Genomic DNA, 21,968 nt, shown 5'->3' with positions numbered 1-21,968 from the left:
ATTAGTCTTGCGCGAGCAAGGCCAGCAAACCGGCCTCGTCAAGCATGGCCACACCCAGTTCCTGCGCCTTGGCCAGCTTGCTGCCAGCGTCAGAACCCGCCACGACATATCCTGTCTTCTTCGACACGGAACCGCTGACCTTGCCACCGGCCGCCTCGATCAACTCAGCGGCCTCGTCGCGGCTCATATTGGGCAAGGTGCCTGTCAGGACGAAGGTCTTGCCGTCCAGCTTGCCGCCAGCGGCTGACATTTCAGGCAATTGTGACAGTAATTCACTGCGCAGGGCGTCCAGTTGACCAAGCAGCTTGACATGGTCTTCATCGGCCAGCCATTGCGCCAGCGCTTCGGCCACGGCGGCGGGCAAGCCCGCGTGGAAGCTGGCGCCCTGCGCCGCCAGGCTGGCCAGGGTCACGCCCCGCTCCACCAGCTGCTTGCTGCGCGGCTCCGTCAGCTTCGGAATGCCAAGCGCGGCGAGCAGCTTGGCTTGCTCCAGTTGCGCGCGCAGCTTGGCGCTGGGCGCGTGTTCGCCCTGCGGCGCGACGCCGGCGTCCAGCAATGCCTGCAGCGCCTGCTGGTTCTTTTCTTCGGCAAAGAAGCCGGCAATCGACTCGGCCACGGTGCCGCCGATATCGGGCAGCACGCGCAGCAAGGCCGCCGGCGCCCGCCGCACGTAGTGCAAACTGCCCAGCCATTCGGCCAGGGTCTTGGCCGTCGATTCGCCCACGTGGCGGATGCCCAGCGCAAACAGGAAGCGCTCAAGCGGCGGACGCTTGCTCGCTTCAATGCCGGCCAGCAGGTTTTCCGCCCACTTGGTGGGAATCTTGCCTTGTTGCACTGTTTCCGGCGTGGAACCATCGCGCTCGTCGGCACGCAGCTTCATTTCCAGCAATTTGTCCAGGGTCAGGCTGTACAGGTCGGCCAGGCCATGCACGTATTCCAGTTCGACCAGGGTATCGATGTAACGTTCCCCCAGTCCCTCGATATCCATCATGCGGCGGCCCGCGAAATGGCGGAACGCTTCCTTGCGCTGCGCCGAGCAGAACAGGCCGCCCGAGCAGCGGGCAATCGCCTCGCCCTCTTCGCGCACCACGTGCGAGCCGCAGACGGGGCAAGTTTCCCGCATCCTGAACGGCGGCGGCGCCGGTTCCGGGCGCTTCTCCAGCACCACGGACAGTACTTCGGGAATCACGTCGCCAGCGCGGCGCACGACGACGGTGTCACCCACGCGCACGTCCTTGCGCAGCACTTCATCTTCATTGTGCAAGGTGGCGTTGGTCACCGTCACGCCGCCCACGGACACGGGCGCCAGGCGCGCCACGGGCGTCATGGCGCCCGTGCGGCCCACCTGGATATCGATGCCCAGCACCTGCGTCAGCGCTTCTTCTGCCGGAAACTTGTGCGCCAGCGCAAAACGGGGCGCGCGCGACACAAAGCCCAGCTGCTGCTGGTCTTCCGTCGCATTGACTTTATAGACGACACCGTCGATTTCATACGGCAAGGCCGGGCGGCGCGCGCCGATGTCGGCATAGTAGGCCAGCAAGCCTTGCGCGCCCTGCACCACACGGCGCTCCTTGGACACGGGGATGCCCAGGGTCTCGTACCAGTCCAGCAAGGCCGAATGCGACACCGGCATGGCGGCGCCATCGAGGGCGCCGATGCCATACGCATAGAAGCGCAGCTTGCGCTGCGCCGTGATGCGCGAATCGAGCTGGCGCAGGCTGCCGGCCGCCGCATTGCGGGGATTGGCGAATTCTTTCTGGCCCGCTTCGCGCTGGCGTTCGTTCAGGCGGGCGAAATCGGCCTTGAACATCATCACTTCGCCGCGCACGTCGAGCACGGCCGGTATCTTGCCGCCATGCAGGCGCAAAGGGATGCCGGAAATGGTACGGATATTCGCCGTCACATCTTCGCCCGTGGCGCCGTCGCCGCGCGTAGCCGCCTGCACGAACAGGCCATTTTCATAGCGCAGGTTGATGGCCAGGCCGTCGAATTTCACTTCGGCAGCATAGTCGACTTCTGCACCGTCCAGTTCCAGGCCGTCGCGCACGCGGCGGTCGAAATTGACGATATCGTCGTCGGTGAAACCATTGTTCAGCGACAACATCGGCACCGTGTGCGTGACTTGCTCGAACTGCGGCAGCGGTGCCGCGCCCACGCGCAAGGTGGGCGAATCGGGTGCGCGCAAGTCGGGATGGGCCGCTTCCAGCGCCTGCAGTTCGACGAACAGCTTGTCGTATTCGGCGTCGGGAATGGTGGGATTGTCAAGCACGTGGTAGGCGTGCAGATGCCGGTTCAGTTCGGCAGTAAGTGCCAGGACGCGCGCCTGCGCATCCTGGTTGATCGGATCGGTCATTGTTGCGGGATTCTTCAGCTAAATAAACGCAGGGCGCGGGTGGAACCGGCCGGGATGTCGGCCGCGTCCATTTCCTGGTAAAACTCTTGCACCTGGCCGGCGATCTCGGCCAATGCCGCATCGGACAGGGCCTGGTTGTAATCGTCGACGATGGTGGCGTCGAGGCGGCCCACCAGCGCCTTGGCGCAGGCGACCATGGCGCCGAAACCGTCGCGCGCCGGTGCCACGCAAGGCACGTCCAGCAGCAGGGTCAGGCGGGGCGTCGTTTCCTCGGCCAGGGTGACGTTCGTCGACAGCGAGAACAGATGGCCGCCGTCGCCGTCCGGCATGACGAAACGGCCGTCCGGACGCACGTCGAAACCTTGTTTCTCCAGTGCAACGAGCAAGGTGGAAATGGCCCATGGCGCGCCGTTCGTGTGCAGGTTCACGCCCAGCTGGGCGTCGTGGCCGGCGACGAAGCGATGCAAGGTGCGCGCTTCGGCCATCACTTCCATCATGTCGGGCACTTCCGGCTCGGCGCCGATCTCGTCGGCGACGCCGCGCAGCCGAGTGACCAGTTCCGAGTATTCGAGTTCATTCAGGGCCGTGCTGCGGCTGGCCAGCTGCACGCCGCCCTGCATCTTCGTGTAGACACCGCCATGCGTGATCGGTTCCCAGTCGCCATTCACGTGCAAACCAATGAAATGGACGGGTTTGTTGCCCACCAGACGCAAGGTTTGCAGCACGGGCAGGATCTTGTCGCCGCGCACGGGCGCTTCCAGCGACAGGGGCAGCAGGCAATCGATCAGCGGGTCGACCAGGCTGGTCGCCTGTTCGCTGGCCGCGCTCACTTCCTGCACGGGCGCGGCGGGCGCAGCGGCGGCAGGAGCCGGTTCGGCAGCGGTATCGCCCAATGACGGTTCCGCATGCACGGGCGCGTCCGGCACAACGGCGGCCGGCGGTGCGCCGAACGACGGTTCCGCCTTGGCGGCAGGCGCGGCGTCGAAGCGCGGTTCCTGCCGCAAGACAGGTTCCTGGGCTTCCACCGCAGGAGCGTCGCCCTCGCGCATCAGCACGTCATCGTGGTCGGTGGAAAAAGCCCGTTCCACGCTTTTCTTGGCCTTGTATTCCTGCCATTTGTTGTACGAGAAAACGCCGACGATAAAGACGCCGCCGGCGCCGAACAAGGTAATTTGAAGGTCTGTCATGCTGCTTGTGCCTCGGTTGCAAAATTTGCGGCGGACTCCATGTCCACCGCCACGATGCGCGATACGCCCTGCTCCTGCATCGTCACACCGATCAATTGATGGGCCATTTCCATCGCAATCTTGTTATGCGAAATGAAAAGGAATTGGGTCTGGTCGGACATGCGCTTGACCATGCGGCAAAAGCGTTCCGTGTTCGAATCGTCCAGCGGCGCATCGACTTCGTCGAGCAGGCAGAACGGCGCCGGATTCAGGCGGAACATGGAAAACACCAATGCGGTCGCGGTCAGCGCCTTCTCTCCACCGGACAACAGGTGGATGGTGGCATTTTTCTTGCCGGGAGGCTGCGCCATGACTTGTACACCGGAATCGAGAATCTCGTCGCCCGTCATGGTCAGCCTGGCCTGGCCGCCGCCGAACAGAATCGGGAACAGCTCGGAAAAGTGGTGGTTGACCTTGTCGAACGTGTCTTGCAGCAAGTCGCGCGTTTCCTTGTCGATCTTGTGGATCGCGTCTTCCAGCGTATTGATCGCTTCCGTCAGGTCGGCATTCTGGGCGTCGAGGAAATTCTTGCGCTCGGATGCCTGCGCCAGTTCGTCCAGCGCGGCCAGGTTGACGGCGCCCAGCGACGTGATGGCGTTGGTCAAACGCGTGACTTCGCCCTGCAGATACGACGGACGCATGTCCGGATGCAATTTTTCCGTCAAGGCGGCCTCGTCGGCGCCCGATTCCAGCAATTGCTGGGCGAATTGCTCCTGGTTCAGGCGCGCGGCTTGCTCCTTGAGCTGCATTTCCATAATCTTGTCGCGCTGCGGCTGCAAGCTGCGTTCCGATTGCGTGCGCGCATCTTCGGACAGGCGCAGCTGCTGTGTGATCTGGTCCAGTTCATGGCGCGCGTCGGCCAGCGCCCGCTCCTGCGTGGTGCGGCGCTCGAGCAGATCCTGCAAGCCGTCGGCGGCCGCGCCGCTTTCCAGGTTGGCCAGTTCCAGTTCGCCCGCCTGCAGGCTTTCCGTCACTTGCTGGGCCTGCGTACTGGCCGTGGCGATATTGCGGCGCAATTCCTCGATCTTCGCGCGGTGGGCTTTTTCCGCGTATTCCGTATCCTTGGCGGCGCGTTCCAGGTCGCGCAAGGCTTCGCGCGCTTCGGCCAGGCGCTGCTCTTTCTGCAAGAAGTCCGTATGGCCGTCTTCGTGCGCTTCCTGCAAGTTGCCCAGTTCCATGTCCAGCTGTTCGAATTTCTCTTCCGATTCCAGCTTGGTCTGCATCTGCTCGGCTTCCTGCGCGGCAATCTCCGCCAGGTCGGCGCCGATCTGCGTGCTGCGCTGGTTGAAGCGCGCTTCCACTTCCGACAGTTTCACCACGTCCAGTTGCAGAGTATGCACGGAAGACGTCAGCTGCTGTATGCGCAAGCGCAAGTCGGACAGGTTGCGCGTCAGGGCGCCCACGGCCGCGTCGGCCCGCACGGAACGGGCGCGCGCCTCTTCGGCCAGCAATTGCTGGGCGCGCAGCTGCTTGCCGATATTGTCAATTTCCTGCTGGCGGCCCAGCATGCCTTCCTGCTCCGAATCGGCCGCATAGAAGCGCACGCTGGTGGCCGTGACCACGTGGCCCGCGCGCGTGACGAAATAGCCGCCCGGCGGCAACTTGCCGCGCTCGGCCAGCGCTTCGGCCGCGTCTTCCACGGCGTAGGCGTTGTACAGCCAATCCTGCAGCAAGCCGCGCAAGCCCGGATCGTTGAGTTTCAACAAGTTCAAAAACGGTTTCAGGCCTGGCACGTCCGGCACGGGCAGCGGCGCCACCGTCGATGGTGCGTACAAGGCCAGCTTGGCCGGCGGCGCGTCCGCAAAGAATGCCTTGGCCCAGTCGATATTCGACAGTTGCAGGGCCGACGTGCGCTCGCGCAGGATCGATTCCATGGCAGCTTCCCAGCCCGCTTCGATCTGCAGCTTTTGCCACAAACGCGGCAAAGTGTCGAGCTCGTGCTTTTTCAGCCACGGCTGGACCTTGCCCTGCGTCTGCACCCGTTCCTGCAATTGTTTTAAGGCGGAAAGACGCGCTTCCAGCTGGGCGTTGGCGGCCGTTTCGGCATTCACCTGCGCCTGCGCCTCGGCCCGCTCCTGCTCCAGCTTGGGCTGCTGCTCCAGCGCTTCTTCCAGGTAGAAACCCTGCTCTTCCAGGGTTTGCTGCTTTTCTTCCAATTGGAGCTTCAGGTTTTCCAGATGGCTGCTGTCAGGCAAACTGAGGCTGTTCTTTTCCTGCTGCAAGCGCTCGCGGCGCGTCAACAGGCTGGCCAGGATGTTGGAAGCGTTGCGCTGGTGCGCCGATTCCAGTTCCAGCTGTTGCTGGGCCTGCATAATGCGCGCGCGCGATTCCGTGCTCTTGTTTTGCGCGGCGCGCCAGGCGGCGTCCAGCTCGGGCAATTGCTCGCCCTTCTGTTCCGCCATCATTTGCGATTGCTCAACCTTGGCCGCCAGTTCCTCGAGGTGGAATTCCGCCTCTTCGATCTGTTCCTGGTATTCGCCGCCCTGGCTGGTCCACTGGTCGCGCTGGGCCGTCAGGGTGGCCAGCTGCGCCTGCAGGCGGGCGCGCGATTCGATGACGAACTTGATCTGCGCTTCCAGGCTGCCGATTTCCGCATTCGTCTGGTACAGATGGCCTTGCGCCGTATGCAAACGGTCGCCCACGGCAAAGTGCGCCTGGCGCATCTGCTCCAGGGTCAGTTCCACGTTGCGCAGCTTGGCCGTCTGCTCTTCCAGGTCCGTCTGCGCCTGTTCCACTTCGCGGAAATAGCGCGTCTGCTCGTTTTGCGCCTCGTTCTTGCGCAGCAGCCACAACAGTTTCTGCTTTTCTTCCTGGTCCGCCTGCAAGGCGTGAAAACGCGTGGCGACAGCGGCCTGCGCTTCCAGCTTTTCCAGGTTGGCATTGAGTTCGCGCAAAATGTCTTCCACGCGCAGCAAATTCTCGCGCGTATCCTGCAAGCGGTTTTCCGTCTCGCGGCGGCGTTCCTTGTATTTGGAGACACCGGCCGCTTCTTCGAGGAAAACGCGCAATTCTTCCGGGCGCGATTCGATGATGCGCGAAATCATGCCCTGGCCGATGATGGCGTAGGCGCGCGGACCGAGGCCCGTGCCGAGGAAGATATCCTGGATGTCGCGCCGGCGCACGGGCTGGCCATTGATGTAATAGGTGGAGGTGCCGTCGCGCGTCAAGGTGCGCTTGACGGCGATCTCGGCGTACTGGCCCCACTGGCCCGAGGCCTTGCCATCGTTGTTGTCGAACACCAGTTCCACGGAAGCGCGGCCAGCCGGTTTGCGGTGCGTGGAGCCATTGAAAATGACGTCCTGCATCGATTCGCCGCGCAACTCCGACGCTTTCGATTCGCCCAGCACCCAGCGCACGGCGTCGATGATGTTCGACTTGCCGCAGCCATTCGGCCCGACCACGCCCACGAGCTGGCCTGGCACCTGGAAATTGGTGGGATCGACGAAAGACTTAAATCCCGACAACTTGATGGAAGAGAGACGCACGTGTTTTAGAGTTCCTGGCCTATGCTGGCGGTTATATTATGGGTGAACCCGGTTCATATTCAGTTCAGATGCACCATCGCGACGGCTGTCTGGCCATTCACCGCAAAAAAAGTGGTTCATCATACCATTTCCTGATGCTTTTCTGGCCAAAAAACCGTAGCGCCAGGCGCCAGCTTGTCCCGCATCACGGGGCTGGGCGGCCATCCTGCGCCAGTTTCCAGTCTTCGCGGGAAAAAACGCGCTCATGGCCGGACAGTACCAGGGCCAGTTTTTGCAGCCACTGCTCGGTCGGCATCGGTTCCGCCTTGAAGCTCAGCACCACCATCAGCACCAGGCTGGCCAGCGCCAGCGCATGGCTGACGGCGATATTCACGGCGCCACGGGCGCTCCACATGAAACCCAGCGCCAACGCCAGGCCCAGCACGCAGCCGCTGACGGCTTCCGACACGCTGTGCGCATGCACAACCACGCGCGAAATGGCCACCAGCACGGCAAAAGCCACGCCGACGAGCACGGCGGCATGGCGCCAGCGCGGCTCGGCCCGCTGCAGCAGCACATACATCAGCACGGGAAACACGGCGCCGGCGCGCATGGCGTGGCCGCTGAAACCCGTGAAATCGAGCGCGCTGCTGCCCACTCCCCAGCTCATGAAAGCCAGCTTCGACAGCACCACGAGGGCCAGCCCGCCGCCGTACCACAAGCTCCAGCTGAGCACCAGGCGCCATTGACGCGAGACGAGCAGCCACAGGGCAATCGCCACGCCAGCCGGCCCCATCACCGACATATCGGCCGCAAAAGAAATCCCATTCCACCAAGTCATCGTGCCTACACTTATTTCATGATCAGCGTGCACTATGCCACGACTAGCCCTGCTTACGCCCCGGTTTTCATCAACTGCAGGCAAGAATTACATCCCATTACAATTTTCACCTCGAAAATTGCCATATGAAAATGTTTTCGCGGCAACCGCATGGGCGAAGGGTCAGATATTCGTCAGGCGCTTGCCCTTGGGCGGCGAAAAGTCGCGGATCGATTCGACCATGCCCACTTCCAGCGCCTGGTCGGCCGTCAGGTGCAGGTCGGAATACGCGTGCACTTGCCACTGCTCTTCCGTCAGCTTGACGTGGCCGCGCAGGATGCGCTCGGTGCGCATGTCGTCGGCGCGCAAGCCTTCGACGATGATGCTCAGCGCATCGGGGCGGGAACCGGGCGAGGCCGTCGCATGCGACTTGTGCACCATGAAGCGGGCCGTGTCGCTGGCGTGGCGGTGCCGCCCCGCCAGGAACAAGGTCACGGCAATGGACGCCACGGCGCCCGCGTTGTAGGTAATGATGTCGAGCGGCAACTTGCTGAGGAAGTTGTACAGACAGATGCCATCGCTGACATAGCCGCCGTTCGACTGGATCAAAATGTGCGCGGTGGTGAGCTTGTCTTCCGTGATGTCGGACACGGCGTTGAAGACGCGCCGCACCATGTCGCTGTTGACGTCGCCCGAGAGGGTAAAGTAACCGTGCTGCTCGGTGTTGTTTTGTGTCTCGTGTTGTGTCCCGCTTTGTGTCGTATTCATGGCAGCCACCCGCAAGAAAGCCAGAACTTCATCATAGTCCATTCGCGCGCGGCAGGGCGCCCTTTTGCGCCAGGCCAGGCCCGCTGCCAGCCCCGCAAACCGGGGCTTTTGCTGCAATTTGGCAACGTCTTTACAGATTGACAGAAACACCCTGCTGGCATATATTCCTCCCACTTGATCGGGAGAGGGCAATCCAGCGTTGCCGCCGAAGGGGCACTACCCAAAAACTCTCAGGCAAAAGGACCGATCAGGCGGACTGAAGCTGTTGCTTTGGCGACACGTTTTAGCTCAACTCTGGAGAGCGGCCGCGGCACATGCCGGCGGCCCACCGAAGGGGCGCACGGGGCAAGCCCCCGTAATCTCTCAGGTACAAAGGACAGGGGGGTCAGTGATCACGCTGGAAAGCCGTGTTTGGCTATTCTATGTTTTGTTAACTCCCCTTTTACCTTCGTCCCGAGGAATCCATGACGCTCAAAGCGACCCCACTCAACAACGCCCACCGTGCCCTCGGCGCCCGCATGGTCGATTTCGGCGGCTGGGACATGCCCGTCAACTACGGCTCGCAAATCGAAGAACACAATGCCGTGCGCGGCGACGCCGGCATGTTCGACGTGTCCCATATGTGCGTGGTCGATATCGAAGGTCCGAACGTGCGCGCCTTTTTGCGCGGCTTGCTGGCCAACAACGTTGACAAGCTGCAAGTGTCGGGCAAGGCGCTGTACTCGTGCATGTTGAATGCCGAAGGTACCGTCATCGATGACCTGATCGTCTACTTCTTCAACGAAAACTGGTTCCGCCTCGTCGTCAACGCGGGCACGGCGGAAAAAGACGTGGCGTGGATGCAGCAGCAAAACACCAACACCAACAGCGGCCTGACGATCACCGAGCGCCGCAATGCCAACAATCCGATGGCCCTGGTGGCCGTGCAAGGCCCGAACGCGCGCGCCAAGGTGTGGCAAGTGCTGCCGGAAACGCAAGCCGCTTCCGAAGCCATCAAGCCGTTCAACGTCGTCATCGTCAAGGACACGGCCTTCGGCGAAGTCATGCTGGCGCGTACCGGCTACACGGGCGAAGACGGCTTTGAAATCGGCGTGGCCGCCACCCAGGTGGAAGCGCTGTGGAACGCCCTGGCCGCCGCCGGCGTCAAGCCCGCCGGCCTCGGCGCGCGCGACACCCTGCGCCTGGAAGCGGGCATGAATCTGTACGGCCAGGACATGGACGAAACCATCAACCCGCTCGACGCGGGCCTGGCATGGACCATCGACCTCGTCAGCGAGCGCGACTTCATCGGCAAGGCCGCCCTGCTGGCCAAGGGCCAGAACGCGCAATTCGTCGGCCTGATCCTGCGCGAAAAAGGCGGCGTGCTGCGCGCCCATCAAAAAGTCATCATCGCCGGCAGCGACGCCACGGGCGAAATCACCAGCGGCACCTTCAGCCCCACCATGCAGGAAGCGATCGCCCTGGCGCGCGTGCCGAACGGCGTCGCCGTGGGCGACACCGTGCACGTGGAAATCCGCGGCAAGCAGCTGGCCGCTTCCGTCGTCAAGCTGCCTTTCGTGCGTAACGGTAAAATCCTGGCTGCGTAAGGTTTTATAGAGCCGCCCGCAAGACCGTACAACCATAATCAATAACGAACATTTACCATCTGGAGCCACACATGAACATTCCTGCAGACCTGAAGTACACCGCTTCCCACGAATGGGTACGCCTTGAAGGCGACGGCACCGTCACCGTCGGCATCACCGAATACGCGCAGGACGCCCTGGGCGACATCGTCTTCGTCGAACTGCCAACCGTGGGCAATACCTATGGCGCCGGCGACGATGCCGCCGTGGTGGAATCGGTCAAGGCAGCGAGCGACATCTACGCGCCAGTGGCCGGCGAAGTCGTGGCCGTCAACGACGACGTGGTCAACTCGCCTGAGTCGATCAATGCCGACGCCTACGCCAACTGGCTGTTCAAGATCAAGCCATCCGACGTGTCGGCCCTGGACGGCTTGCTCGACGCTGCCGCCTATGGCGCCACCACCAGCGCGTAATCGCGTTTGATTCACGGGCCGCAATTGCGGCCCGTTTGCTTTTTTTCTGCGCTGCGCCCGCGCGCCGCCTCCCGGTTTTTCAGTCTTTTTTGGCCTCTATATCATGACCCGCACCAGCCTGACCCAACTCGAAGCACGCGATGCCTTCATCGCCCGCCACATCGGCCCCTCTTCCACCGAACAGCAAGCCATGCTGGCGACCCTCGGCTATCCATCGCGCGCCGCGCTGATCGACGCCCTGGTGCCAAGCAACATCCGCAACAAGGGCGCCCTGCCCCTGGGCGCCTACTCGCAGCCGATGCCGGAACAGGAAGCGCTGTCGCGCCTGAAAGCCATCGCCGGCAAGAACCAGGTACTCAAATCCCTGATTGGCCAAGGCTATTACAACACCTTCACCCCCGGTGTCGTTTTGCGCAACATCTTTGAAAATCCCGCCTGGTACACGGCCTACACGCCTTACCAGCCTGAGATTTCGCAAGGCCGCCTGGAAGCGATCTTGAATTTCCAGCAAGTGATCACCGACCTGACCGGCATGGGCATCTCGAACGCCTCGATGCTGGACGAAGGCACGGCCGCCGCCGAAGCGATGACATTGATCCAGCGCGTGGGCAAGTCGAAGTCGAACGTGCTGTACGTCGCCAATGACGTGCTGCCGCAAACGCTGGAAGTGGTGCAGACGCGCGCCCAGCCGATCGGCATCGAAGTGCGCACCTTCGACCCGGCTGAAATCGAGTCGCTGGACGCCTGCTTCGGCGTGCTGCTGCAATACCCTGGCGTAAACGGCTTAGTCCGCGACTACCGCGCCGGCGTGGAAAAACTGCACGCGAATGGCGCCATGGTCATCGTCGCGGCCGACCTGCTGGCCCTGACCATGCTCACGCCGCCTGGCGAATGGGGCGCCGACGTCGTCGTCGGCAACAGCCAGCGCTTCGGCGTGCCGCTCGGTTTCGGCGGCCCGCACGCGGGCTACCTGTCCACGCGCGATGAATTCAAGCGCAATATGTCGGGCCGCCTGGTGGGCGTGACCGTCGATGCGCAAGGCAACAAGGCGTACCGCCTGGCCCTGCAGACGCGTGAACAGCACATCCGCCGCGAAAAAGCGACCTCGAACATCTGCACGGCGCAAGTGCTGCTGGCCGTGATGGCCTCGATGTACGCCGTCTACCACGGTCCTGCCGGCCTGCTGCAGATCGCCCAGCGCGTGCACCGCTTTACGGGCGTGCTGGCCGCCAACCTGAAGACCCTGGGCCACAAGGTCGTCAACACCACCTATTTCGACACCCTGACCATCCAGGTCGCCGATGCGGAAAAACTGCACGCGGCGGCACTGAAGCACGGCGTCAACCTGCGCAAGGTCGACGCCACCCACGTCGGCGTGTCGCTCGATGAAACCACGACGCGCGACGATATCGCGCTGCTGTGGAACGTCTTCGCCGACGGCGTCGCCAACGCGCCTGCCGCGCCGGACCTGGATGCGGTTGAAGCGGGCGTCACCAGCGCCCTGCCGGCGCAGCTGGCGCGCGAGAGCGCCTACCTGACCCACCCGGTCTTCAACAGCTACCACTCGGAACACGAAATGCTGCGCTACCTGCGCAGCCTGGCCGACAAGGACCTGGCGCTGGACCGCACCATGATCCCGCTCGGTTCGTGCACCATGAAGCTGAACGCGACGAGCGAAATGATTCCCGTCACCTGGCCCGAGTTCTCGAACATCCACCCGTTCGCGCCCGATGCGCAAACGGTCGGCTACCGCGAAATGATCGCGCAGCTGGAAGAGATGCTGTGCGCGCTGACGGGCTACGCTGCCGTCTCGCTGCAGCCGAACGCCGGCTCGCAGGGCGAATACGCGGGTCTGCTGGTGATCAAGGCGTACCACGAATCGCGCGGCGAAGGCCACCGCAACATCTGTCTGATTCCATCGTCGGCGCACGGCACCAACCCTGCCTCGGCCAACATGGTCGGCATGCAGGTCGTCGTCACCAGCTGTGACGCCAACGGCAACGTGGATCTGGCCGACCTGAAAGCGAAAGCGGAAAAGCACAGCGCCAACCTGGCGTGCGTGATGGTCACCTACCCATCCACCCACGGCGTGTTTGAAGAAGGCATCCAGGAACTGTGCGAGATCATCCACTCGCACGGCGGCCAGGTCTACATCGACGGCGCCAACATGAACGCGCTGGTCGGCGTGGCCGCTCCCGGCTCGTTTGGCGGCGACGTATCGCACCTGAACCTGCATAAAACCTTCTGCATCCCGCACGGCGGCGGCGGCCCAGGCGTCGGCCCGATCGGCGTGGGCGCCCACCTTGCGAAATTCCTGCCGAACCAGCGTTCGTCGGGCTACCAGCGCGACGTCGCCGGCATCGGCGCCGTCAGCGCCGCGCCATTCGGCTCGGCCAGCATCCTGCCGATTTCGTGGATGTACATCGCCATGATGGGCGCGGAAGGCTTGACGGCAGCGACCGAGACGGCGATCCTGGCGGCAAACTACATCGCGCGCCGCCTGGCGCCGCACTACCCTGTGCTGTACTCGGGCCACGACGGCCTGGTCGCGCACGAGTGCATCCTGGACCTGCGCCCGATCACGGACGCCACCGGCATCAGCAACGAAGACGTGGCCAAGCGCCTGATGGACTTCGGTTTCCATGCGCCGACCATGAGCTTCCCCGTGCCGGGCACCTTGATGATCGAACCGACGGAAAGCGAATCGAAAGTGGAGATCGACCGCTTCATCGACGCCATGATCGCCATCCGCGCGGAAATCGCCAAGGTCGCCAGCGGTGAATTCGACCACGACGACAACCCGTTGAAAAACGCGCCGCACACGGCACAGGTATTGATGTCGGACAACTGGGAACGCAAGTACAGCCGTGAAATCGCGGCCTACCCCGTCGCTTCCTTGCGCCAGCGCAAATACTGGCCACCGGTCGGCCGCGCCGACAACGTGTACGGCGACCGCAATCTGTTCTGCGGCTGCGCACCGATCAGCTCCTACGAAGAGGAATGACGCCAGACCAAACCTACTGCGCGTCGCGCTTTGCGGCCGGCGATGCTCACCGTACTAGAGTACGGTTGCGCTTCTCGGCCACAAATCACTGACGCTCGCTACGGTTTTGTCAGGCGTCGAAACTCAGCAATCAAGAAATGAAATCCCGGCAAAAGCCGGGAGTATTAAATTAAAACAGAACGGCAGGCCGCAAGGTCTGCCGTTTTTTTTATGCGCGCTCTACAGCGCCAGCAATACCGCACCAGGCAAGCCCAGCACCGTGCCCAGTATCGTCAGCAACATGACATCGCGCCGCTCGCAGCGGGTGCGGTGCGAGCTCCAGGCGGCGAACAGCAGCGCCACGGCCACGCCGCTGAGCGAGATTCCCACTTCCGTCATGCCGTCTCTCCCATCATAGTTTCTTCCTTCATCGTTCTCATCCTTTCATTGACTGAGCAAGCTACCTATCGGTAGGTAGCCAGTGTACAATAAAAAAGACGGCAGTGTCCATGCCGTGTTTTTTGACGATACAAAGGAAGCGCAATGCAGCAGCAAACCACTCTCCCCGCCGCCAGTCTCGGGCTGGCGGCTTCCCTGGCCCTGGTGGCCGTGCTCGGCCCGGCCGGCATCGACATGTACCTGGCCTCGATGCCGGCCATGGCGCGCGAGCTGCACACCTCGTATGCGAACGTGCAACTGAGCCTGACCGTTTTCCTGCTGGCCCTGGGCGGCGGGCAGCTGCTGTGCGGGCCGCTCACCGACATGCTGGGCAGGCGCCGCCCGCTGCTGGCCGGCATCGCCGTCTACATCGTGGCGGCCGTGTGGGCGTCGCAGGCGGAACAATTGACCACCCTGCTGCTGGCGCGCACGCTGCAAGGCCTGGGTGCGGCGCTGACCCTGGTCGTGGTGATGAGCATGGTGCGCGACGTGGCCGATGGCGTCACAGCGGCGCAGCTGTTTGCCCTCCTGATGACCATCGTGGGCCTGGCGCCCGTGCTAGCGCCCGCCGTGGGCGGCTTGCTCGACGCCCGTTACGGCTGGCGCGCCGTGATGCTGGCCCTGGCCGCGCTGGGCGCCTTGACCCTGCTCAATAGCGCGCTGTTCCTGCCGGAAACCTTACCCGTCGCCAAGCGGGTCTCGCCGCGCGGCATGCAGCGCACGTATGCGCGCATCGCGCTCGACCGCGCCTTCCTGCTGCCCGCGCTGGCCCTGTCGGCCGCGTTCTTTTTCCTGTTTGCGTATATCGGCGGTGCGTCACTGGTCTACCAGCGCGATTTCGGCCTGTCCGCCGGCAGCTTCGGCCTCGTGTTCGGCGCCACGGGCGTGGCCGTGCTGCTCGGCGCCATGGCCAGCGGCCGGCTGGTGGAAACGCAGGGCGTGGCGCGCCTCTGCGTGGCGGGCAGCGCGGCCATGCTGGGCGGCGCGGCACTGGCCCTGCTCGGCGCCTGGGCGGGCGCCGGCATCGCCGCCGTCGTGCCGGGCATGTTCGTGGCCCTGTTTGGCCTGGGCATCGCGGAATCGGCGCTGATGGCCATGGCCATGGGTTCGCAGCAGCGCGCCCTCGGTTCCACGGCGGCATTACTGGGCGCCATACAGATGAGCTTATCGTCGCTGGCCACGCCGCTGGCGGCCGGCCTGTCCGAACGGGGGCCGCTGCCCTGGCTGCTGTTCTTGACCGCGGCCGGCCTGCTGGTATCATGGCTGACCCTGGCCGCTGCGCGCATCCATCCGGCACACGCCAGCAGCCTGGGCGCGCACTGACGCTTCACCCAACTACTACCCTCATATGAAGAAACGCTCGGCCTCGGCCGATAACATCTGCGCCGTCGCCGTCGTGCACTTTTCCGAACACGGCTACGACGCCTCGTCCCTCAGCGACATCGCCGCGCAGGCGGGCATGCGCAAGGCCTCGCTGTATTCGCACTTCGCCGGCAAGGACGCCCTCTTCCTCGACGTGTTTGCCGACGCACTGGCCGAAGAGCAAGCCTTCATGGACGCCTGCTTCGCCGACGAGGCGGCGCTGGCGGCACCGGGCGGCCAGCTGGCCGGTTCCCTGTACTGCGACCGCATGGCGCAGCGCTATGCCGATTCGGCCCACTTGCGCTTTTTGCTGCGCACGGCGTACCTGCCGCCCGCGCCCCTGCGCGTGGAAGTGGGCACGGGCTATGAAGCGTTGCTGGCGCAATTGCAGCGGCACTACGTGGCCAGCCTGGGGCGATTGGCGCCCGCCCTGCCGCCGCAACGCATCGACCTGTATGCGCAAGCCTACCTGGGCATCGTCGACAGCCTGCACGTGGAACTCATTTACGCTGGCGGCGCCGCGCTGCAGCAGCGCCACGCGGCGCTGTGGCACATCCTGGCCGATTCACTTTCCTTAAGCACCTGTAAGCCCTCCTGAAATCGAACCTGCCTGACCTTCTGCGGTTCAACACCCTCACCGTCACCGACAAGGAGTATCCCATGGTAAAGCGTATCGTCTGGAAGGAAGGCGACCTGGTCAGCCTCAAGCTGCGCGAGAATTTATATGCGCTGGCACAGATGACCAGGAACTCGATCATGCGCTTTTACGCTGCCAGCAGCGCCACCGGTGACTGGAGCGGCCTGATGCTCGATACGACACCGGTCCTTTTCAGCGGCTTTGTCGGGAAAATCGTCTTGCGACAGCTTGCCGTCGAGCAAATCCCAGCGGGTAGCCCTCTGATTGTCGGCGACCATGAACGCTATTGGTTGAGGCCGCTTGTCAATTTTGAGGGAGGCTTCCCGTTTCGCGGTGCCGATCTGGTCGATCTGGGTGCTGACTGTGCCCTCGACTACAGCGTGATACCCGCGCTGAAAGAAGAACTGGCACTGCCCGCAAGCCGCGACCTGATCGAACGCCATGAGCTGACCAATATGTGGGGCGATGCAGACCTCAGCGACAGGCTGTGCCGCTATTTCGATACCGGCGTCAACCGTGACGATTTGAAGTTCGAAGTCTTTCCCGGCCTATGGATGGATCGTCAAAGCATGCGTCCGCTGACCCGGCGCTTGCCGGTTCCGCTGAGATAAGCGTGCACAAGCGGGTACCGGCATTGCCAGTACCAGGCACCACGCGCCTTGCAAACGCTTCAATAATTCCGCTTCAAAATAGTTTTCCACAGCAACCATTACGTATAGCACCTTGCCGTATCGAGGCTATACACGACGGAATTGAGCGTGGTGTGCACGATCTGAAACAACGCGCCGTCCCAGCGGGACTTGCTGAAGTGGGAGGTACGGTCCAGGTAGCCTGGCGTGCCGGTGATGCCGTCGACAGCCAATGGTTTTCCGGCTTTGTCGACGAGGTGAGCTTGCCACACCTCGCCGATGGCCGGGCCAAGGCACCGGTAAACTTCGACGCGATATTGTCTGTCCGGCGACGAACGCCATAATTTGCGCACCGGGATGCGGAGTGTAAACGCGCAGTCGCGCACACGGCATGCCGCCTGATTGACGGCCTCGGCCTCGGCACCACTGGCCAGCCGGACCAGCACCGCCGTCAGTTCCAGCAGCATGCGCTCCTGTTGTGCGGACGGGGAACAGGCCATGTAGGCGCCGATATCGAAGTCTTCCACATAATAGCTGGTGCAGCCCAGCACCTGGCTGCACTGCGCCTCGCCGGCCGGTTTTTCGCCGAAGATGACGGACAGGAGCGAAGAGCCATCAAGGACGAAATCGGACGGCAAAAAATGCATCAGCAACTGCCGCACATGATGCGCGCCCGGATGAAAAGACCAGGCGTGCTGGTTGGAATAGCTGATTGGTGTTTCCACCACCCTGATCTCTTTGAGTCTTGCCATATGACCAATGCCTTTCATGGGCCTGTCTTGCCTGCCTTTTCGTCGAACATGACGGTTGGCCCCGATTATAACAATCGCGGCCAGGACGAACGCCGGCAGAAAAACGCTGGCCAAGACCCGGTCAACATTACGCTTCGGTAATGTTGACGATCTTTGCTTGACCTTGTCTGCATGCACTTTTATCATCCCTGCATTATTCATTTTACGGAGTCCCACGTGGGTACTTGTTCTAGTGACAGTAGCCGATCTTGTATCGGCGATTGCCTCGGCAGCTAAGCAGCAAGCAACGCGGAATTCCGTTTTCTCCGTGCCTTGCTGAGCAAGGTGCGGTGTCTCGCGCGGCCAGTCCGGCTGCGCGCCTCTCCCTCCCTCTTTCCGATCGCGACCGGCTACTGACCCGGATTGCCCGCCAGCACTATTGTGTCTTGGCGGCACGCAAGTCTTGCCTGCGGCTGCGCCGCCCGTCAACACCTCGTCGTGAAAGGAAGAGCCATGAACCTCTTCACCCGCTTATTCGAATCGTTCCTGCGCAAGCGCCATACGGCCGGCAATTTCCGCCGCCGCGCCATGCCGCTGGAAAACAGCACGGCCCGTCCCGTGCCAGACCATCTGGCGCGCCAGTTGCTGGCCGCCGCCCATGAAGACCTGGACAGCGCCCTGAACCGCCTGCACACGCGCCTGGAAGGCTTGCGCGATGCCGAAGCGCAAGTGATCGGCGCGCAAACGGGGCCGAACGAGGTCGAGCATGAAAAACCGCTGGCCTGGTACCAGCACCTGTGGCTGTGCTACAAGAATCCGTTCAACTTGCTGCTCACCGTGCTGGCCATCGTTTCCTACCTGACGGAAGATCCGAAAGCGACCATCGTCATCGGCACCATGGTGATTTTGTCGACCCTGCTGCGCTTCGTGCAGGAAGGCCGCTCGAACCGGGCCGCCGAGCGCCTGAAAGCCATGGTCAGCAACACGGCCACCGTGCTGCGCAATGGCCAGCAGACGGAATTGCCGATCCGCCAGCTGGTGCAGGGCGACATCATCGTGCTGTCGGCAGGCGACATGATCCCCGCCGATTGCCGCTTGCTGTCCGCCAAAGACCTGTTCGTCAGCCAGGCGGCAATGACGGGCGAATCCTTGCCCGTGGAAAAGATGGCCGAGCTGGCCGACGCCCATGGCAAAGACCCGATGGAACTGGCCAATCTGCTGTTCATGGGCACGAATGTGATCTCGGGCGCCGCCACGGCGCTGGTCTTGGCCACGGGCAACCGCACCTATTTCGGCACCATCGCCACGCGCGTAACGGCCACCGAGCGCACGCCGACGGCGTTCGAGGCGGGCGTGAACAGCGTCAGCTGGCTCCTGATCCGCTTCGCCCTCGTGATGGCGCCGCTGGTGTTCCTCATCAATGGCTGGACCAAGGGCGACTGGATGGAAGCGTTCCTGTTCGCCCTGTCCGTCGCCGTGGGCCTGACGCCGGAAATGCTGCCCATGATCGTCACCAGCACCCTGGCCAAGGGCGCCGTGAAGCTGTCGAAAAAGAAAGTCGTCGTGAAACGCCTGGACGCCATCCAGAACTTCGGCGCCATGGACGTGCTGTGCACGGACAAGACAGGCACCTTGACGCAGGACAAGATCGTGCTGGAACGCCATACGGACGTGTTCGGCCAGCCGTCCGATGAAGTGCTGCAATTTGCCTACCTGAACAGCCACTACCAGACGGGCTTGAAAAACCTGCTCGATCGCGCCGTGCTCGACCACGTGGAATTGCAGACGGAAATGCAGCTGGCCCGCGATTACGTCAAGGTAGATGAAATCCCGTTCGATTTCGTGCGCCGCCGCATGTCCGTCGTCGTTTCCGAAAAGAATGATCACCATGAACTGATCTGCAAGGGCGCCGTCGAGGAAATCCTCGCTGCCTGCAGCCATCTGCGCCTGAACGGCGTCAACGTGCCGCTCGATGCCGCCCTGCTGGACAAGGTGCTGGAAACCACGCATGGCCTCAACGCGGAAGGTTTGCGCGTGGTGGCCGTGGCCGTCAAGGAAGTGCCGCCCCATAAGACCGTGTACGGTGTGGCCGATGAAACGGCGCTGACCCTGATCGGCTATGTCGCCTTCCTCGATCCGCCCAAGGAATCGACGGCACCCGCCCTGCGCGCGCTGGCGGAACACGGCGTCACCGTGAAAGTATTGACGGGGGACAACCACCTGGTGACGGCGAAGATCTGCCGCGAAGTGGGCCTGGCCGTGCATGGCGTGCTGCAAGGCCCGCAGCTGGACGAGATGGACGACGCCACCCTGGCCAGGGCGGCCGAGGACAACACCGTGTTTGCCAAGCTCAGCCCGCTGCACAAGGAGCGCCTCGTGCGCGCCCTGCGCGGCAATGGCCACATCGTCGGCTTCATGGGGGACGGCATCAACGACGCGCCCGCCCTGCGCGCGGCCGACATCGGCATTTCCGTCGATTCGGCCGTCGATATCGCCAAGGAAGCGGCCGACATCATCCTGCTGGAAAAAAGCCTGATGGTGCTGGAAGAAGGCGTGCTGGAAGGCCGCCGCACCTTCAGCAACATGCTCAAATACATCCGCATGACGGCCAGCTCGAACTTCGGCAATGTGTTTTCCGTGCTGGTGGCCAGCGCCTTTTTGCCGTTCTTGCCCATGCTGCCGCTGCACTTGCTGGTGCAAAACCTGCTGTATGACGTGTCGCAGATCGCCATTCCGTTCGATAACGTCGACGCCGAACTGATCCAGCAGCCTTTGACCTGGAACCCGCGCGACATCGGCCGCTTCATGGTGTTTTTCGGCCCCATCAGCTCGATCTTCGACATCAGCACGTTTATCCTGATGTGGCATGTGTTCGGCGCGAATACGCCGGAGCAGCAAACCCTGTTCCAGTCCGGCTGGTTCGTCGTGGGGCTGTTGACGCAGACGCTGATCGTGCACCTGATCCGCACGCCGAAGCTGCCCTTCATCGACAGCATCGCGTCCGTGCCCCTGCTGGTGGCCACGACCCTCATCATGGCCGTGGGCGTGTTCCTGCCGATGGGACCGCTGGCGACTTACTTCAAGCTGCAAGCATTGCCGTTGGGCTACTTCCCCTGGCTGCTGGGCATCCTCGTCTGCTACACCGTGCTGACGACGTTCATGAAACGCGTGTATCTGCGCAAATTCGGCTGGCAATAGTATGATGAGCCGCTCTTTCCCCTACAAAAGGCACGCATGAGCGGCTCCTCCCTTCCGAAACGTCATCTCGCCCTGCTGCTGTCGGCCCTCGTCTTTCCCGGCAGCGGGCATTTTGTCTTGCAACGCAAGGCCCGCGGCTGCCTCTTCCTCGTGCCAGCCCTGGTCGCGCTGGTGCTCGTATTGCGCCAGATCATGGCACGACTGGACCAGGTAATGGCACAGATCGACAGCGGCGCCCTGCCCCTGGACGTGCAGCTGATCATGGAAAAAGTGGAGGCGCTCTCCGCCAATGACGGCCCCGCCATGACGGTGGCCGTTTGTATGCTGGTGGCGTGCTGGATAGGCAGCCTCATCGATACATGGTTCCTCAAACCATGACGGCGGAAGCAGAGGCGCGCAAACTGCGCAAGGAAGCGAAGATGCAGGCGCGCCGCGCCCAGCTGGCGCTCAAGCGCCAGGACCATGGCGGGCCGCTGGCCTGGCGCGGCTGGTTCGACGGTTCCGCCCACCCGAACCCTGGCAAGCTGGGCATAGGCGCCCTGCTGCTGGGGCCGAACGGCGAGCGCATCGAGGTGAGCGAGGCGGCCGGTTATGGCAGCAGCAGCGACGCGGAATACGCGGCCCTGACGGCCGTGCTGCAGGCGGCACTGGCCGTGCGCCCGCCACCCGCGCAACTGCTGCTGTACGGCGACAGCCAGGTGGTGATCAATGACGTGCTGGGAACGACGCCCGTGGGCGCCAAGGGGCTGGAAACGCAGCGGGCCACCGTAGTGGCCCTGCTGGAACAATTACACGATGTAACGCTGCGCTGGCTGCCGCGCCACCGCAATGGCGAGGCGGACCGGCTGTCGCAGCTGGCGATCGCCGGCTGGGTGGAGAAAGATTAAGCGGCGCGGCCGATCCGCAAGGTATCTTGCGGTGTCTTGGCCGCCGGGCGTTTCATCCCCTTCAAACCGCTGACGCTGGTCTGCTGGCCATTCAGTTTGAATACGCTGACGACCTGCGCCAGGTTATGCGCCTGGTGCTGCATCGATTCGGCGGCCGCCGCCGATTCTTCCACCAGCGCCGCATTTTGTTGCGTCACAGCATCCATCTGGCCGATGGCGCGGTTGATTTCGTCGATGCCCACGCTTTGCTCGCTGCTGGCCGCCGTGATTTCCGTGATGATGTCGCTCACGCGCTGCACGCTGTCGACGATGTCGTTCATGGTCGAACCGGCTTGCGCCACCAGCATGCTGCCCGCGTTGACTTGCTCGACCGACGCGCCGATCAGGGTCTTGATTTCCTTCGCCGCCGACGCCGAACGCTGGGCCAGGTTGCG

17 protein-coding genes and 2 riboswitches are annotated in these 21,968 nt (G+C 63.1%); of the genes, 9 read left to right on the top strand and 8 right to left on the bottom strand.

Annotated features, from left to right (window positions below):
* Position 1: 1 nt before the first annotated feature.
* The 5 genes from ligA to AC07X6_RS22035 form a co-directional block, all read right to left on the bottom strand.
* A complete protein-coding gene (ligA, locus tag AC07X6_RS22055; RefSeq protein WP_494792405.1) occupies positions 2 to 2,353 on the bottom strand; it encodes an NAD-dependent DNA ligase LigA in 2,352 nt (783 codons plus the stop codon).
* Between the two features lie 14 nt (positions 2,354 to 2,367).
* Complete coding sequence (locus AC07X6_RS22050; protein ID WP_230541960.1) at positions 2,368 to 3,540, bottom strand: cell division protein ZipA C-terminal FtsZ-binding domain-containing protein; 1,173 nt, start codon at positions 3,538 to 3,540, stop codon at positions 2,368 to 2,370.
* Positions 3,537 to 7,064 (bottom strand): chromosome segregation protein SMC, encoded by a 3,528-nt coding sequence (gene smc / locus AC07X6_RS22045; RefSeq protein WP_494792404.1) that lies wholly within the window; start codon positions 7,062 to 7,064, stop codon positions 3,537 to 3,539. The genes AC07X6_RS22050 and smc overlap by 4 nt, the downstream gene beginning before the upstream one ends.
* A 184-nt stretch (positions 7,065 to 7,248) precedes the next feature.
* Complete coding sequence (locus AC07X6_RS22040) at positions 7,249 to 7,884, bottom strand: phosphatase PAP2 family protein (RefSeq protein WP_230541958.1); 636 nt, start codon at positions 7,882 to 7,884, stop codon at positions 7,249 to 7,251.
* A 162-nt stretch (positions 7,885 to 8,046) separates the two neighbouring features.
* The gene (locus tag AC07X6_RS22035; RefSeq protein ID WP_230541957.1) at positions 8,047 to 8,631 is read right to left on the bottom strand and encodes an ATP-dependent Clp protease proteolytic subunit; all 585 of its coding nucleotides are present in this window, start codon (positions 8,629 to 8,631) and stop codon (positions 8,047 to 8,049) included.
* A 169-nt stretch (positions 8,632 to 8,800) separates the two neighbouring features.
* A riboswitch (glycine riboswitch) is annotated at positions 8,801 to 8,887 on the top strand.
* A gap of 28 nt (positions 8,888 to 8,915) precedes the next feature.
* Positions 8,916 to 9,021, top strand: a riboswitch (glycine riboswitch).
* Between the two features lie 74 nt (positions 9,022 to 9,095).
* Here AC07X6_RS22035 and gcvT point away from each other — a divergent pair.
* From gcvT to gcvP, 3 genes are all read left to right on the top strand, one after another.
* Positions 9,096 to 10,217: a glycine cleavage system aminomethyltransferase GcvT gene (gene gcvT / locus AC07X6_RS22030; protein WP_494792403.1), complete on the top strand. Its 1,122-nt coding sequence runs from the start codon at positions 9,096 to 9,098 to the stop codon at positions 10,215 to 10,217.
* Positions 10,218 to 10,288: 71 nt separating this feature from the next.
* Positions 10,289 to 10,669, top strand: coding sequence for a glycine cleavage system protein GcvH (gene gcvH / locus AC07X6_RS22025; RefSeq protein WP_494792402.1), 381 nt, complete (start codon positions 10,289 to 10,291; stop codon positions 10,667 to 10,669).
* 103 nt (positions 10,670 to 10,772) lie between these two features.
* Positions 10,773 to 13,673 (top strand): aminomethyl-transferring glycine dehydrogenase, encoded by a 2,901-nt coding sequence (gcvP, locus tag AC07X6_RS22020; RefSeq protein ID WP_494792401.1) that lies wholly within the window; start codon positions 10,773 to 10,775, stop codon positions 13,671 to 13,673.
* Positions 13,674 to 13,892: 219 nt separating this feature from the next.
* Here gcvP and AC07X6_RS22015 read toward each other — a convergent pair whose 3' ends face one another.
* Positions 13,893 to 14,051 carry a hypothetical protein gene (locus AC07X6_RS22015; protein ID WP_157751005.1) on the bottom strand — a complete coding sequence of 53 codons (159 nt, stop codon included), beginning with the start codon at positions 14,049 to 14,051 and terminating at the stop codon, positions 13,893 to 13,895.
* Positions 14,052 to 14,195: 144 nt separating this feature from the next.
* On the opposite strand from AC07X6_RS22015, the gene AC07X6_RS22010 reads away from it, so the two are divergent.
* The 3 genes from AC07X6_RS22010 (at position 14,196) to AC07X6_RS22000 (ending at position 16,700) form a co-directional block, all read left to right on the top strand.
* Positions 14,196 to 15,413: a Bcr/CflA family efflux MFS transporter gene (locus tag AC07X6_RS22010; RefSeq protein ID WP_494792400.1), complete on the top strand. Its 1,218-nt coding sequence runs from the start codon at positions 14,196 to 14,198 to the stop codon at positions 15,411 to 15,413.
* Positions 15,414 to 15,438: 25 nt separating this feature from the next.
* Positions 15,439 to 16,050 (top strand): TetR/AcrR family transcriptional regulator, encoded by a 612-nt coding sequence (locus tag AC07X6_RS22005; RefSeq protein WP_494792399.1) that lies wholly within the window; start codon positions 15,439 to 15,441, stop codon positions 16,048 to 16,050.
* 62 nt (positions 16,051 to 16,112) lie between these two features.
* Positions 16,113 to 16,700 carry a DUF8309 domain-containing protein gene (locus AC07X6_RS22000; RefSeq protein WP_494792398.1) on the top strand — a complete coding sequence of 196 codons (588 nt, stop codon included), beginning with the start codon at positions 16,113 to 16,115 and terminating at the stop codon, positions 16,698 to 16,700.
* Between the two features lie 98 nt (positions 16,701 to 16,798).
* Here the strand turns inward: AC07X6_RS22000 and AC07X6_RS21995 are convergent, their stop codons facing one another.
* Entirely contained in the window at positions 16,799 to 17,488 is a 690-nt protein-coding gene (locus AC07X6_RS21995) for a hypothetical protein (RefSeq protein WP_494792397.1), read from the bottom strand.
* 474 nt (positions 17,489 to 17,962) lie between these two features.
* Here AC07X6_RS21995 and mgtA point away from each other — a divergent pair, with 474 nt between their 5' ends.
* Genes mgtA through AC07X6_RS21980 form a run of 3 tightly spaced genes read left to right on the top strand, consistent with a single transcriptional unit; the run spans position 17,963 to position 21,534 of the window.
* The gene (mgtA, locus tag AC07X6_RS21990; protein WP_494792396.1) at positions 17,963 to 20,647 is read left to right on the top strand and encodes a magnesium-translocating P-type ATPase; all 2,685 of its coding nucleotides are present in this window, start codon (positions 17,963 to 17,965) and stop codon (positions 20,645 to 20,647) included.
* Between the two features lie 36 nt (positions 20,648 to 20,683).
* Complete coding sequence (locus AC07X6_RS21985; protein WP_494792395.1) at positions 20,684 to 21,025, top strand: hypothetical protein; 342 nt, start codon at positions 20,684 to 20,686, stop codon at positions 21,023 to 21,025.
* Positions 21,022 to 21,534, top strand: a complete 513-nt coding sequence (locus AC07X6_RS21980) for a ribonuclease HI family protein (RefSeq protein WP_494792394.1) — start codon at positions 21,022 to 21,024, stop codon at positions 21,532 to 21,534. Before AC07X6_RS21985 ends, AC07X6_RS21980 begins: the two co-directional genes overlap by 4 nt.
* Here the strand turns inward: AC07X6_RS21980 and AC07X6_RS21975 are convergent.
* A partial coding sequence (locus AC07X6_RS21975; protein ID WP_494792393.1) for a methyl-accepting chemotaxis protein occupies positions 21,531 to 21,968 on the bottom strand: 438 nt, incomplete at its 5' end. The genes AC07X6_RS21980 and AC07X6_RS21975 overlap by 4 nt on opposite strands.

Source organism: Janthinobacterium sp. GW460-12-1-14-LB5 (assembly GCF_059423585.1).
Note: the sequence above shows the minus strand (reverse complement) of the source record. Positions and strands in the feature narration are given on the sequence as shown.